The sequence below is a fragment of the Chryseobacterium indologenes genome (assembly GCF_018362995.1).
In the GTDB taxonomy this organism is placed as follows: domain Bacteria; phylum Bacteroidota; class Bacteroidia; order Flavobacteriales; family Weeksellaceae; genus Chryseobacterium; species Chryseobacterium indologenes_G.
This window is the reverse complement of sequence record NZ_CP074372.1, coordinates 1,411,821-1,425,945: the sequence shown is the minus strand read 5'-3', so window position 1 is coordinate 1,425,945 and position 14,125 is coordinate 1,411,821. Positions and strand designations below refer to the sequence as shown.

General features: G+C 36.0%; 12 protein-coding genes. 4 read left to right on the top strand and 8 right to left on the bottom strand.

What is annotated here, in order from left to right; genetic code table 11:
- Positions 1 to 6 precede the first annotated feature (6 nt).
- The 3 genes from DYR29_RS06465 to DYR29_RS06455 form a co-directional block, all read right to left on the bottom strand.
- Positions 7 to 1,305 (bottom strand): epoxide hydrolase family protein, encoded by a 1,299-nt coding sequence (locus DYR29_RS06465; protein WP_213279790.1) that lies wholly within the window; start codon positions 1,303 to 1,305, stop codon positions 7 to 9.
- Between the two features lie 263 nt (positions 1,306 to 1,568).
- Positions 1,569 to 2,375: an SDR family NAD(P)-dependent oxidoreductase gene (locus DYR29_RS06460; RefSeq protein ID WP_213279789.1), complete on the bottom strand. Its 807-nt coding sequence runs from the start codon at positions 2,373 to 2,375 to the stop codon at positions 1,569 to 1,571.
- Positions 2,376 to 2,470: 95 nt separating this feature from the next.
- Entirely contained in the window at positions 2,471 to 3,058 is a 588-nt protein-coding gene (locus tag DYR29_RS06455; RefSeq protein WP_213279788.1) for a TetR/AcrR family transcriptional regulator, read from the bottom strand.
- A gap of 272 nt (positions 3,059 to 3,330) precedes the next feature.
- Between DYR29_RS06455 and DYR29_RS06450 the strand changes: the two genes are divergently transcribed.
- The 3 genes from DYR29_RS06450 to DYR29_RS06440 all read left to right on the top strand — a co-directional run bounded on the left by DYR29_RS06450 (position 3,331) and on the right by DYR29_RS06440 (position 6,813).
- On the top strand, positions 3,331 to 4,206 hold the full coding sequence (locus tag DYR29_RS06450) for an AraC family transcriptional regulator (protein ID WP_213279787.1): 876 nt from the start codon (positions 3,331 to 3,333) through the stop codon (positions 4,204 to 4,206).
- 65 nt (positions 4,207 to 4,271) lie between these two features.
- On the top strand, positions 4,272 to 5,438 hold the full coding sequence (locus tag DYR29_RS06445; RefSeq protein WP_213279786.1) for an iron-containing alcohol dehydrogenase: 1,167 nt from the start codon (positions 4,272 to 4,274) through the stop codon (positions 5,436 to 5,438).
- A 301-nt stretch (positions 5,439 to 5,739) separates the two neighbouring features.
- Positions 5,740 to 6,813 carry an alpha/beta hydrolase-fold protein gene (locus DYR29_RS06440; RefSeq protein ID WP_213279785.1) on the top strand — a complete coding sequence of 358 codons (1,074 nt, stop codon included), beginning with the start codon at positions 5,740 to 5,742 and terminating at the stop codon, positions 6,811 to 6,813.
- Positions 6,814 to 6,869: 56 nt separating this feature from the next.
- On the opposite strand, the gene DYR29_RS06435 is transcribed toward DYR29_RS06440, so the two are convergent.
- From DYR29_RS06435 to DYR29_RS06425, 3 genes are all read right to left on the bottom strand, one after another.
- On the bottom strand, positions 6,870 to 8,105 hold the full coding sequence (locus DYR29_RS06435) for a PKD domain-containing protein (protein ID WP_213279784.1): 1,236 nt from the start codon (positions 8,103 to 8,105) through the stop codon (positions 6,870 to 6,872).
- A 118-nt stretch (positions 8,106 to 8,223) separates the two neighbouring features.
- The gene (locus DYR29_RS23015) at positions 8,224 to 8,364 is read right to left on the bottom strand and encodes a hypothetical protein (RefSeq protein ID WP_425394633.1); all 141 of its coding nucleotides are present in this window, start codon (positions 8,362 to 8,364) and stop codon (positions 8,224 to 8,226) included.
- Positions 8,346 to 8,564, bottom strand: a complete 219-nt coding sequence (locus DYR29_RS06425) for a hypothetical protein (RefSeq protein ID WP_213280674.1) — start codon at positions 8,562 to 8,564, stop codon at positions 8,346 to 8,348. The genes DYR29_RS23015 and DYR29_RS06425 overlap by 19 nt, the downstream gene beginning before the upstream one ends.
- Positions 8,565 to 8,758: 194 nt before the next feature.
- On the opposite strand from DYR29_RS06425, the gene DYR29_RS06420 reads away from it, so the two are divergent.
- Positions 8,759 to 10,195: a helix-turn-helix transcriptional regulator gene (locus DYR29_RS06420; RefSeq protein WP_213279782.1), complete on the top strand. Its 1,437-nt coding sequence runs from the start codon at positions 8,759 to 8,761 to the stop codon at positions 10,193 to 10,195.
- Positions 10,196 to 10,280: 85 nt separating this feature from the next.
- Here DYR29_RS06420 and DYR29_RS06415 read toward each other — a convergent pair whose 3' ends face one another.
- Both DYR29_RS06415 and DYR29_RS06410 read right to left on the bottom strand, forming a co-directional pair.
- On the bottom strand, positions 10,281 to 10,718 hold the full coding sequence (locus tag DYR29_RS06415) for a hypothetical protein (RefSeq protein WP_213279781.1): 438 nt from the start codon (positions 10,716 to 10,718) through the stop codon (positions 10,281 to 10,283).
- A gap of 50 nt (positions 10,719 to 10,768) precedes the next feature.
- Positions 10,769 to 13,591 (bottom strand): T9SS type B sorting domain-containing protein, encoded by a 2,823-nt coding sequence (locus DYR29_RS06410; protein ID WP_213279780.1) that lies wholly within the window; start codon positions 13,589 to 13,591, stop codon positions 10,769 to 10,771.
- Positions 13,592 to 14,125: the final 534 nt, after the last annotated feature.

The following is a 14,125-nucleotide window of genomic DNA, read 5'->3' as shown; positions in this document are numbered from 1 at the left end:
ATTTGACTAAAGTTTTTTTCTTAAATCTTTGAAAGCTGCTCTAAGTTCTTCCGTAAAGACCTGAGGTTGCTCCCAGGCGGCAAAATGCCCTCCTTTTGGGGCTTTATGATAATAGTATAATGTTGGGTAGGCACGTTTTGACCAGCTTTCCGGAGCCTGATAAATCTCGTGAGGAAATACAGAGATCGCTACAGGAACTTTAATATCTTTTGTTTTCTGTGCATCAGCGCTGAAGTTATTTTTATTGTTTTCCCAATAGAAACGCGAAGACGATGCTCCTGTGTTGGTAAGCCAGTAAAGCGTAATATCATCCAGAATTGCATCACGGCCGATTACATTTTCAGGATGCAGGTCACTTTCACTCCATTCAGCGATCTTCTCGTAAAGGAATGCCGCTAGAGCACCCGGAGAATCGGAAAGTAAATATCCTGTCGTCTGTGGACGTGTTACCATCATTCCTCCATACGCTGCATTTCTTCCGAAGAAAGTACTCATCGCATTATACGCCTTTGCTTCTGGAGCGGAAAGTCCGGCAGGAGCAGGATCACCTGCATTAATAGGCTTTGCAAGTTCAGCAGGAATAGTGGCCGGCATGGTAAGGTGAATACCCAAAAGACCAGAAGGCGCTTGTTTCGCCAAAGCATCAGATACTACAGAACCGTGGTCTCCACCTTCAGAAACATATTTTTTGTAACCAAGTCTTTTCATCAGTACGTCCCAGGCGCGGGCAACACGATCTGGATTCCAGCCTAATTCAGTAGGGATTTCTGAAAAACCATATCCAGGAATCGCTGGGATGATCACATCAAAAGCATCACTTGATTTTCCACCATATTGTACCGGATCGGTCAGAGGACCTATGGCATCAATAAATTCTAACGGAGAACCCGGCCAGCCATGAGTAAGGATCACAGGCATCGCATTAGGCTCTTTTGAACGTACATGAATAAACTGAATATCAAGACCGTCAATCTTTGTTACAAATTGCGGAAGGGCATTCAGCTTATTTTCCACTTTTCGCCAGTCATAACCGTTGCCCCAATAGGTAATCAGTTCCTGTAACTGAGCGAGCTGAATTCCCTGAGAAGCATCTTTTACCGTTTCTTTATCAGGAAAACGGGTCTCCGAAATTCTTCTTTTTAGGTCATCCAGTTGATACTGTGGAATATTAATGTGAAAAGGACGGATACTGGTGTCAGATTTTGACGAAGCCGTCTGGAGATTATTAGCTTGCGCTTTCAAAATTGAAGGAGTACTTAGAATAAAAGTTGCTGCTAACAGGATGGTTGAAATTGTTGTTTTCATTGCTTTATTTTTTTAAATTTTAAATCTGTTTTTCTTTTTGATGAGACAAAATTAGGTCCTGAAAAGCGGCTGGTAAACGGGGAATTTGTTCAAGCAGTCATATTTTGCAGCGAAATAGACATTACAGATGGTGAACAGGAAAATGAGATATGGAAAAGTAAATCTGAGTAAATTAATTGGGGTTTTCAATCCAAAAAAGGATAAAAATAAGCTCCGTTCTTATAAAAACGGAGCTTATTTTATGGTTGTATTCTTTTGAAAAATTATCCGTGAGCTTCTACGGATACTTCATTCCATTCTTCCCAGACTTTTAATCGCTGTTCATAATTCTGTTTTACAAAAGGAAGAGCTACTTTCCCAAGCAATAAGCGCAATGGAGGGTTTTCAGTTTCCGCTAATTTAATAAGCGCCGGTGCAGTAGCTTCTACACTTCCGAAAGAGGTCTCAGCTTCCGAAAAGGCTTTTTTAAGACCATCGTAAACAGGATTGCTTTGAGTATTAATTCCTGTGTGCCAGATATTGGAAGCATAGCCATTAGGTTCTACCAAAGTTACATGAATTCCGAATTCTTTCACTTCCGTAGCTAACGTTTCGCTTAACCCTTCTAATGCAAATTTAGACGCATTGTATAGTCCCATCGTTGGTAAAGTGGCTAATCCCAGAATAGAAGATACCTGAATGATATGACCGCTTTTCTGATCTCTCATGATAGGAAGTACTGCCTGTGTAAGCCACAGCGTTCCAAAGAAATTCGTTTCGAACTGTGCTCTTGCTTCCTGCTCATTCGTTTCTTCAATAGCACCCGTTAATGCATATCCTGCATTATTGATCAGGATATCAATGCTGCCAAAGTGCTGTTGTACTTTCTGAGCTACAGCCAAAGATTCTTCACGCTTGTCTACATCTAAAGTTAAAGGCAATACAGAATCTCCATACTTTTCTTTTAAATCATTAAGGGTTTCAACGTTTCTGGCTGTTGCTGCCACATTGTATCCTTGTGCTAAAAATGCTTCTGCCCACGCTTTTCCGAAACCTTTTGATGCTCCTGTAATTAAAACTGTTTTTGACATTGTTTTGTTTTTTAATTAATTGTTATGATTATACTTTTTTCTAAAGCTTTCTATTTAATTTAAATGACCGATCGGTCATATTTTTGGTAAAAAAATTACACTTTGTTTTCCTCTATCATTTTTTTCAGACTGTTTCCAATAACCTTCATTCTGTCATTGTTGCCAGACATTCTGGAGATCAGATGACCTCCTTCAAGCATTGCAAACAAAACAGTTGCAAAATCAGACGGGTTCCAGTCTGCTCTGAATTCTTTATTGGCAATTCCCTTCTTGATAATACCGGAAAGCAATTCCTGACCCTGTTTAATCGCACGGTTTACCTTTTCTTTGACTATAGGATTGGTGTCATCAGCCTCCGTTCCAAAATTTAATAGAGGACAACCTCCTGCAACGGGTGGATGATTAGGATCACTGAAAAAATCGATATAAGCTAATAATTGCGCTTCAGCAGTTTTATGACCGCTCAAAACTCTTTGAAGTCTGTCACTTAATAGCTTCATATTATGCTCAACGGCAGCACAGGCAAGAACGTCCTTATTTTCAAAATGAACATACATACTGCCTTTAGACAACTTCGTCGCTTCCATAATATCACTCATAGAAGTAGCGGCAATCCCTTTTGTATTAAAAATAGGTGCTGCTTTTTCTATAATGAACTGTCTGGTTTCTTCTCCTTTTGCCATAATGAGACTAAATAACGATGCAAATATATGACCGATTGGTCATAAAAACAATACATTTTTATTTTTTTTAATATTTTAATTTTAAAATACTGTAAATCAATGCTATAAATACAATTAAAAACTTGGCAGTCAAAAGTAAATTTCATGTGAAAATTCAATGACATTGTTCTTACGATAAAACCTGAGATGCCAGTTTATTCAGAGAGATACCATTGCAGATAATGGTTTATATTCTTTTTTTTAATTATAAATTTGCTCTGGTAAAAGGAATTATGAAGAAACTGGAGATCAAAAAAAATATTCAGAAGCAGGAAGATAAAAATCTGTCTTTCCGGGTTTTTGATTTGAATAAAGATCATTTGGATCACTATGCAAAACCCCACAAAAAGGATCACTTTTGCATTTTCATTGTAGAACAGGGAAAACTTCAGGTTTATATTGAAGATAAGGTTCATTGGATACAAGCAGGGAAAATCTCTGTGATATTTCCTGAACAGGTACATTGTGTTGCCGATTCAAGTGAAGATCTGATCGGGAAGATTATTCTGTTTGAGGAAATACTGTTTTGTTCCGATATTCTGAAGAATGAACTGAGTACCTATAATGTCAATCTTTCTACACATCTCAACTGCACGATACTTTCCCGTGAGGATTTTGAACAAAGCTTACGAAACACTTCAATCATTAAAGAAATTTATGAACAACCAACCCTGATAAAGAAAGAACAGGCCAGGTTTTATATCAAAATTATCCTTCTTGGGTTTATTGAGTCCATTCACGGCTTACATCCGGTTTTGCATGAAAAAACAACGGACCAACCTATGTATGTGAAGTTTAAAAAGCTGTTGAATGAGCATTACAAACAATACAGAACGGTTCAGTATTATGCAGAAAAACTGGCTATTACAACCAAAAAGTTAAACTCTATTACTAAAAAACATTGCGGAGAGACCGCCATTCAGGCAATACACAACCGGATTTTGACGGAAATTAAAAGGCAGCTGATGTTTTCAGATCTTTCCCATAAAGAAATTGCTTTTGATCTTGGTTTTAATTCTCCTTCTGCGCTCAATAAATTTGTAAAAGCAAAACTTAAAGAAACTCCCACTGAACTTCAGCAGGAACTGGCGCAAATGTATAACGCATAGTCCCGTTTGTATAACAGGGCTTGTGATGACTAGTCTAATTTTGTCTCATTAAATCAGATAAGAAAATGAGCAAATTATTTATTGCAGGCGAAGTCTTCCATGGTGCGGGAAGCCTTGACGAATTGAAAAATATCCAAGGTAAAAAAGCAGTTATTGTAACGGGTGGAAGTTCCATGAGAAAAAGCGGAACTCTTGACAAAGCGGTAGCGTATCTTAATGAAGCAGGAATCGAAACACAGATTTTTGAAGGGGTAGAAGAAGATCCTTCCTCAGCAACATGTCTGAAAGGTGCGGAGGTAATGAATACGTTTCAGCCTGACTGGATTATCGGTTTAGGAGGATGTTCAGCAATTGATGCAGCAAAAATCATGTGGGTGTTTTACGAATATCCTGAGGTGGAATTTGATGCTTTGATCAAGCCTTTCACAGTACCGGTTCTGAGAAATAAAGCCAAGTTTATTGCGATTCCTTCTACAAGTGGAACGGGAACTGAAACTACAGGTCTTGCGGTAATTACTGACAGAGAGAAAGGAGTAAAATATCCTGTTGTTTCTTACGAATTGACACCGGATATTGCAATTATCGATGGAGAAATCTGTGCTTCAATGCCAGCGCATGTGACGTCCAATACAGGACTGGATGCTTTAACACACTGTGTGGAAGCTTATGTTTCAAATATTGATAATAATATTGCTGATGCCCTGTCCAAAGGTGGTTTAGAGATTGTTTTTGATAATTTAAAAGAAGCAGTAGAAAATCCGGGAAATATTCAGGCCCGTCAGAATATGCATGACGCATCATTTATGGCTGGTTTAGCTTTCAACAATGCATGGCTGGGAATTGTACACTCTTTGTCTCATCAAGTAGGAGCCTTGTATGGAATACCTCATGGAGCTTCAAACGCTATTTTTCTTCCGAATGTGATCCGTTACAATGCTCTGGCTACAGAACGCTATCCGGATCTGGCGACAGTAATCGGGAAAGAAACTACTGAAGAACTGGCTCAGGCTATTGAAACATTACGTTCCGAAGTCAACAATCAGTCAGCGATCAAAGATTTCGGAATTTCAAGAGAAGATTGGGATAAAAACCTTGATTATATTGCAGCCAATGCTTTGGCAGATCCTTGTACAGGCTTCAACCCGAGAGTTCCTGTTTTGGAAGAATTGAAAGCTATTTACAATGCTTGTTATGAAGGTGTTGTGTATACAGAAGAAGTTGTTGCAGGATAGTCTTTATCATTCAATAATATTGTAATACCCTAGTGGTAGTAAGGATATAGTGAAAAGAGAGCTCAATTTGAGTTCTCTTTTTTATTTAATGTTAGAAGAAAATATCACTGCTTACTTGTGAGTAATTTGCCGTATATTAGTTTTATTATATTGTTAATCAATATGATATTGTAATTGAGTAAATCCAGGAACCATGAACTTGAAAGTGCTTATAATAAGTAGAATTTTTCTTATAACAATATGCGGCCTGATTCAGATTCAATTGTTAAGTGCACAGGAGAATCTTCCTGTAAGAACACAATTGAAAAAGATTATTCATTCTGAAATACTAAATGAAGACAGGACATTATGGATTAATCTTCCGTCCGATTATACTGAAAGTGATCGGGTATATCCAGTGATTTATCTGTTGGATCCGGACCTGAATTTTGCTTATGTAAGCGAACTGGAAAAGTTTCTTTCTGACCGCTACAGAATTCCTAAATCAATTGTGGTAGGAATTGTAAATACAGATCGGGTAAGAGATTTTACTCCTATACATTCGGTTACATTTCATGGCAAAGTCGACAATAGCCTGAGTACTACCGGAGGCGCAAAAAAATTTCTGAACTTTCTGAAAACGGAAGCTATTCCGTTGATAAAGAATAATTTTCGGGTTGCTCCCTATTATATTCTGGAAGGTCACTCACTGGGAGGTTTGTTTGCGCTTTACTGTAAAAAAGAAGACCCTGAGCTTTTTCAGTCATATATCATTATAAGTCCTGCAATATACGATGGAAATTCAGAAATACTAAAACAGTTTCCTGATGCATTGAATAAAAATAACAATAACAAAGTCAGCTATCTGCAGCTTTCTATAGGCAATGAGCCCGATGGGAGAGAACCTGTAAATACTTTGCATAAGCAGCTAAAAAAATATGCGCCAAAGTCTTTAAAATGGGATTTTAAAACCTACATGAATGAAGATCATTTTTCAGTTGGATACCAAAGTATGTATGACGGGCTTAGGTTTATCTATTCAAAATGGTTTATTAATCCAAGAGATTCCTCTGCAATACGATCATTTTCTGATATTAAAACACATTATGATTTTCTTTCCAGGGAATTTGGATATACTATTGTTCCTGATGAAGATTTTATCAATGATTCAGGATACCAAAGGTTAAATAATGGGGATTTTCAACATGCAATAGAAATTTTCACAGAAAATGTGAAGGAAAATCCCAAGTCTGCTAACGCATATGATAGTTTAGGAGAAGCTTATATGAAAAGCGGTAACAATAGGCTGGCTATTGAAAATTATGAAAAGTCAGTTCAGTTAAATCCACAAAACGATAATGCTGTGAAGATTTTGCAGGAATTGAAAAGGAAATAATCTTCCCGGACTTTGCATTAAAAGCAGAAACTTTTGATGTTTCTGCTCTTTTTTAGTTATTTAATCATAATCTTAATGCTTTCTTTCTGCTTATTTTCATAAAGAATACTGATTACGTAAGCTCCTTTACTGTAACCTGAAAAATCTATTTTCATATCATGAACATGACGGTTTTTCCAATCGGCGATTTTTCTTTGTGCCATATCACAAATAATAACGTCTTTCATTTTTTCTTTACTACTGATATAACAAAAATCTGTAACAGGATTGGGATAAAATGTAAGCTCAGGCTTTATGTTAGAATTCATCGTTCCGAGAGAAGCAATACTGATTATTTTCGTAAAGGTTTCTGAGCAGGAATTTTTATTGACGGTAAGGGTAACCGTGTAATTTCCCGGAGAAATATACTGATGAACAGGGTTCAGGGAAGGGTCTGTATGGCCGTCTCCGAAATTCCATAATACAGAAGTCTGATTGGCAGATTGATTGGTGAAGTTTACCGTTGTTCCATTGATTACTGCGGTAAAATCTGCATGAAGATGGAATGCATTGCTGTTCCACTGTACAGGATTATTGAAAAAAACCTGATCTGCAATATTCTGAAAATTTTCGGCCGTGTTCTGTGGTAATCCGTTATAAAAAGCGGATGGAAAAACATGATCCTGGAAAATTGCTGAATACATAGAAGCTGCCACAAGATAACTTCCTTTCGGTCCCGGATGAATGTCATTGTATGATCCGTGAAGGGCAAGATCTGGGGAAGAATTGTAATAATTCCTTGCAGATTCACCGGCGGGAACTATTTCCACCTGCATTAGATTAGACATCTTAGTAATGGAGTCCTTTATTTTTTGCTGAAAAGTAAAATAGGTGTTGTATTCATTGGCAGAAGGAACTCCATAGGGAATTTCATAAAGAAATATTTTAGAACACGGACTATATTTTCGGATAGAATCCCTGATCTTGCGTCCACGCTCAGCTGTAATGGCAACAGGATAGGAATGACCGGCAGATTCCGCAGTTCCGGGCTGCATGATGACATACTTATAATTTTTAGATCTTATTTTCTGATACAGCGACGGATCATCTACGTGATTCACAAAACCGGTTCCTCCCGGAGTATGCGTTGTTATGGAAAGATTTTTTCCTTTTGAAGCAGCAATGTTTTTAAAAATTTCCGGCATGTCATTAAAATAAGTAACACTGTTTCCTATAAACAGAACCTCATCGGATTGGGAGAAAGATAAGACTGAGAATCCGATACATATTAAAAAGAGTAGTTTTTTTATCATATTTTATTTTTTTAAATGTAATTTTAAAAAAGGTACCTGCAGAAAACCACTTATTTTGCAGGTACACAATACAAACGATGATTAAAAATTTTTTTAAAAAATATAGATGATATACATTTTATCTTTTTGAATGGTAATTCTTGTAAAAAGTACCCGCAGACAGTAATAATCTTCCGTAGGTACACGGTACACTAATTACATTCTTGATTAATTTTGTATTATAAGTCGTCTTATCATCCTTTATGGTGATGACATACATTCCTTTGATGAGCGAAGTAATATTGATTCTCTCGCCGTCCACTTCCTACCTGCACTGTAGATTTTGTAATCAGCTTTACCTTTCAGGTTTTTCACCTCTCTTCGGATTTCAGATACTTTCTGTGAAGCCGGTTCCCAATTTTGGGCATTGGAAAGACAGAAGCCTGATATCAAAAATAATGATAATAGAATTTTTCTCATTTTTAAAAATTAGGTATCTAACAATGGATTTTAGAGAATGAATATAATATTCGGGTATTCAAAAGTAATTGCTAATTTTGTATTATAAGTGATGTTCTCTTGCTGTTTCGGTATATTGTGTATGTGATACGTATGTGTTCCGGCTGATGTGGCAGTGATGTAGTATTAATATTGCATTTTTATTTGATCGTGTTATGATGAAAAAACTAACTGTTTTATTCTTTTTAATTTCTTCCTTTTTCTATTCACAACATACAGAAGAAGAATTGAAGAATGTTCTGTTTGATATAGACTTCTCGATTGCCGGACCCAAAGAAATAGAAAAGATTGACAGTCTTATTAAGGTTTGCAAAAAAGACTCATACAATGATTGTGTCGCATTAGGGTATCTTAAGATTGCCAATATCTATGATAAAATGAATGATACAAAGAAGTCTTTTTATTATATCAATCAAGTAGAAAAAGAAAATCTCATCAATTCAGATACTGACTTTGAAGTTATCTTTTATCTTCATATGCAAAAATCTTTTCTATACCAGAAATTAGGTGAAAGGGTTGCTGCTTATAAGCAATTGGATGAAATCTATGATAAAGCAATGAAGACGGACAATGCTTATTTCATTTATCTGATCAACAGGCAGTATGCCGATAAATATCGTGAGACCGATAAGGAACTCTCATTGAAGTATAGCAAAATTGCTTATACATTTTCAAAAATCTACAGAGAAAATAAAGGTAACCGCTACCGGATAGATAAAAACAGGTTATGTAATAGTTACAAGACCTCTGCGTATCTGGGAGGAATATATACTGACCTTAATAAATTGGATTCTGCCAGGATCTATATTGAAGAAGCCATTCGGAATGAAAAAAAAGTAGATGATATTGGTTTGAAATATGTTACTTCTCTGTTTGCGGGGAGATATTTTAGAGAGGTTAAGAATGTTGAACAGGCACAACACTATTTATGGATTTCCAAAAATATCGCGAAAAATTATTTTAAAAGTGAGAATTATCAAATTGCAGTGGGAGATGAGCTTAATGCTTTATATAAGAGTATTGGTCAGAAAGATAGTATTGGCTACTATTCTAACTGGCTGGTGGAAATAGAGGCCGTAAACCGGGAACAAAATCAAACGCTGAATGATAATGTAGACAAACAGAATGAACTAGAAAATACTAATATAAAGAACGAAACAAAAGGACTCTTTTTCATCTTATCCATAAGTATTGCGGCATGTATTCTCTTTATCTTGCTTTTTCTGTATTACTATAGAAAACATAAAAGTAAAAACCTGGACAAAATTGATGTACCTCATCAGTTACCGGTACAGGAGAGTATCTTTAAGGAAGTGATACAGCTTGCCAAAGAAAACAATCCTGAGTTTATGACCCGTTTCCATGAATATTGTCCCCGTTTTTCAGAAGAGCTGTTAAAAGTTTCTCCTTTAAAAATATCGGAAATAAGATTCTGTGCTTACATCTATCTGAATTTTTCTACCAAAGAAATTGCAGACTATACATTTATCTCAGTGAGGACTGTACAGACCAAAAAATATAATATCAGGAAAAAACTGAATATTCCCGGTGATATGGATATTTATGTTTGGTTTTCCAGATTATTGAAATAAAGAATATAGATATCAAAATAAAAGAGACTATTTCATTTAGAAATAGTCTCTTGCTTTTTATATTAATACCCTGTCAATACAGTCATTAATTTCTTATCGTGGAAATATGGATACATTTTTGTCCATTAAAATCTGAAAGTTCAATATTGGCGATCATTTCACTGTAGATTCTGGTAGCGGTGTCATTAAACTGATATCCTTCAATAAACACAGGACTGTCTTTAGGAAGATTGCTCTGCTCATTCAGCATTTCCAACGACAAACTATCAGGATAACCTTCATTTTTTTTAAACCTGATCTCTATTAAGCCATTATCCGCAAGATAATCGAATTTCTTTAAATGAGAGGGCAGGCTGGTCTTGGTTTTATAAACGTTTACTTTTTCAATACTGCTTTTGTAAAGATCGAACATGCTGGCAGTTCCGATGGCATCATTGTAAACCGCAAATTGTACATTGCTGTTTTTCTGGCTCCAAAGTAAGCCTGAAGTGATGATTAAGAATATATATAATAACTTTTTCATAATAAAAATAGAGGTTTAAATATCCAATGATTTACTGTGCAAGGTTGGAACTAATTCCTGTTTTTTACTACAACCCATCCCGTGTATTTTATTGGAGTTTGTTTTGTGTTGTTCTCATTCCAGCCCATATCAAACCAGTAAGTTCCGGTAGGTACTTTTTTACCATCCATAGCTCCGTCCCATTTAAATCCGTTTAATTTACTTCCTACATGAAGCTTACTTCCATATCTGTCATAGATGCTGAATGTGAAATTATTTTTATTTGCCAGAGCAGAATAATCAAGGACGTCATTAATTCCGTCACCGTTAGGAGTGATAATATTGATTAGATTAGGAACCGTAATCTCTACCTGCAGAGGAACACATTTGTATGAATCCCTTACATAGAAAGTATGGCTTCCACGAGATATATTGGTAAATATATTTTCATCCTGCCAGTTGATATTGTCCATAGAATACTGATAAGGTGCTGTTCCTGCAATTACGTTTAAAGTAACCGTATTATTGTTGATGTTAATATCTGAAATAACAGGATTTTCAGAAGCGTATATCTTTACTGTTTGTCTGGTGGTACATTCTCTGGTTTTAAGATCTACCCAATAGGTTCCAACCCCTACATTCTTGATAGACTGTGTTGTTGCTCCCGTACTCCATTCGTAAGAAGTGTAGCCTGGTCCCGCATCTAATGTTGTCGTATTTTCCATACAGATAATTTTATCCTTTAATACTTCTGAGTAGGTAGGAGGAATAACAGTAAGGGTTACTTCTGCAATTTTGTAACATCCGTCGGTATTACTTACCTTGATGTAAACCACACCGTTAGGAGCAATGTAATTGGCTGGATTCAGAATTTCATTTGTCCCATTATGCGCATCGGTAGGAGACGGATAATAATGCTTAATCGTTCCTGGTTGTACATTAACTCCTGCTGTTGTTAAATTAAATACTCCAAGCACAGGATTAGACGGTTGGAAGCATGACCTTAAAGCTGCATCTTTGACGATTGGGCTTTCAGAAACTTTTAATGTTACAGTTATTTGCTCACAATCAGTAAAATCCGGATCGTTTCCACAAAACTTATAAACTATAGTATCGGTACCCAGATAGCCGAAATTGGGAACATAATTAATCACTCCTGCGGCATCAATGGTAGCTGTACCGTTTGCCGGAGGAGTAATGATAGTCACCGTACTTGGAACATAAGTTTGGGTAGAATTGGTAAATTCTGGTACGATAGCCTGTTGTCCTTCACAAACAGTAATCGCTTTTGTAGATTCCACAAGACATGTATATACTTTATAAACCGGGGTAGTTGCCGGAGGGCAAGTGCTTACTGCAATTTTCACTGTATAATTCCCAGAAATCAACGGAGTATAAGTATTGGTATTGGCTCCGTTAATAGGGTTTCCGTTCAGGAACCATTGGTAGGTGTCGTAGCTATCATTGACTTCCAGTACAATACCCGGAATACAATCCCCTGTTTTTTTTGAAATTAGAGGGATAGAAGAGAAACCGGCAAAATAACCTCCGTATCCGGATGTGCTGTAACCACCATTAATACCTGCTGTTACAGCTTTATCAGAAACCACTGTTATATTTCCGGTGATAGATGGGATGGCATAGGTCACCCAACTGCTATTTCCTGTCAATGCAAAAGGTCCTTCTGCAGCTGTAGGTGTATTTCCGTTTACAGTTACATTAGCTCCGGTTTCCGTTAAAATATTCAGTTTTACAATTGCTCCGGTTGGGACAGTGCTTGTTACTCCCGGTCCCGTTGGCATTTCATTGATCTTCCCGATTTCTTCAATTTTTCGGGGCAGAAAGCAGTTTAATGGCGGGATGTAGTTGAAACCACAGGTTGCACTGCTGTTATTTACAGAAACCAACTGATATAAATATACATTTTTTGAAGTTGTAATAAACATATTAAAGTGTCCGGAAGTTCCCTGCTGAACATAGTTGCTTCCTGAAACTCTATAAAATTCCCCACTGTTGATGGTTGCAATAGGAGTGTTGGAACCATTGATAAATATTTGGGTGTTGTTTTCTGTGCCTATAATGATACCTCCTTCCAAATCGGCATTGGTAGATCTGGTTCTTACCATAGCAAAAGTACTTCCGAGTCTTTCTGTAGGTACCGATTGATCAAGAATCGCATCTGACCCCATACTGGTGTTACTTCCAAAATTTCCATTGACATTTCCATTGGTAAGGGTAATTGGTTTATCAGAAACAATTTTAGCTCCAATAAAAGCCGATAGGTTTTGACCTCCCACTCCCGGACCTCCTGCAAAAATAAAAGATTGTCCTTTGTTAAGAGTAATTGTTTGTGAGTGGGTTGCCGGTATTCCTCCAAAAAATGTTACATTTCCGTTCCAAGTAGTAGTGATAACTGTATTGTTTTCTGTTGCCAATATACCGGCAGTGAAGTTATATATGGTTGATGATGCGGTAGTAGGAGTTCCGGCTACATAAAATTCTTTGCCAATCCCGGCTTTTCCTTTACTTGTTATAATTTCAGCGTGTGTGGTATTGCTTACCATTCTTAATGAACAATAGAATGGCTTTGTTCCTTGTACATATAAACCTTTGTTGATAGTAGTAAAAGCATCTGATTTAACATTTGCGGCTATATTGCCAACGGGTACAACAAAAGTCTGAGGAGCTCCTTTGCTGATGGTTACATTACCAATCGGGACGTTATTACTGTTAATTGTAACAACAAAAGGAGTTATAGAATCGGTAGAAAGATATAATGCCTGGGTATAATTTACAGAGGCGTAATAAGGTGCAATCCAGTGGTCTGTATCTCTTTGAGCAGAGATAAAGATACCCAATATCAGGAACAATAAACTAAATATAAATCTTTTCATGCATTGCTGAATTTTGATTCTAAAAATTACGAATTCTTTTTTAAAAAATGATTATGATTCCGTTATTAATTTTTTGTGAATTATATGTTTCCATGTGTTATTTCTATGAAAAAAATAATCAATAGATTAACAGAAAAATAACAGGATATAAAATAGATGAAATGGCTTCAAAGGCATATTTGTGTTGGTTTACTATAAAACGTCCACATATATGTTCGTTAGTTAAGTAGTTATAATACGTCTGGATTTTTTCATTCTTATATGTTTCTTAGATTAATCTCTATTTTATGGTAGGGTAAAAATAATTTAATTAAAATATAAAATGGCTATACTTTCGTATAGTTTTTAAATCAAAGTTTAATGAATTAATTTAAAATGATCTTTTGTTGAAGTGCTTTAGTAAAGAGAATATTCAAAATTTTCTTTTAATAATAAATTTTTTTTTTTAATTTTTTAAACTTAATCCTGTTTCTTTACGTGCATAATACATAAAAATTTCTTTTTAAATGTGAAAAATGTAATAAAATTAGTTAA

Bases quoted from the DNA above. Each gene is read 5' to 3' on its own strand.
- DYR29_RS06415 (WP_213279781.1), bottom strand. From the start codon at position 10,718: ATGAAAAAGTTATTATATATATTCTTAATCATCACTTCAGGCTTACTT.
- DYR29_RS06410 (WP_213279780.1), bottom strand. From the start codon at position 13,591: ATGAAAAGATTTATATTTAGTTTATTGTTCCTGATATTGGGTATCTTT.
- DYR29_RS06420 (WP_213279782.1), top strand. From the start codon at position 8,759: ATGATGAAAAAACTAACTGTTTTATTCTTTTTAATTTCTTCCTTTTTC.
- DYR29_RS06455 (WP_213279788.1), bottom strand. From the start codon at position 3,058: ATGGCAAAAGGAGAAGAAACCAGACAGTTCATTATAGAAAAAGCAGCA.
- DYR29_RS06445 (WP_213279786.1), top strand. From the start codon at position 4,272: ATGAGCAAATTATTTATTGCAGGCGAAGTCTTCCATGGTGCGGGAAGC.
- DYR29_RS06465 (WP_213279790.1), bottom strand. From the start codon at position 1,305: ATGAAAACAACAATTTCAACCATCCTGTTAGCAGCAACTTTTATTCTA.
- DYR29_RS06425 (WP_213280674.1), bottom strand. From the start codon at position 8,564: ATGAGAAAAATTCTATTATCATTATTTTTGATATCAGGCTTCTGTCTT.
- DYR29_RS06450 (WP_213279787.1), top strand. From the start codon at position 3,331: ATGAAGAAACTGGAGATCAAAAAAAATATTCAGAAGCAGGAAGATAAA.
- DYR29_RS23015 (WP_425394633.1), bottom strand. From the start codon at position 8,364: ATGTATGTCATCACCATAAAGGATGATAAGACGACTTATAATACAAAA.
- DYR29_RS06460 (WP_213279789.1), bottom strand. From the start codon at position 2,375: ATGTCAAAAACAGTTTTAATTACAGGAGCATCAAAAGGTTTCGGAAAA.
- DYR29_RS06435 (WP_213279784.1), bottom strand. From the start codon at position 8,105: ATGATAAAAAAACTACTCTTTTTAATATGTATCGGATTCTCAGTCTTA.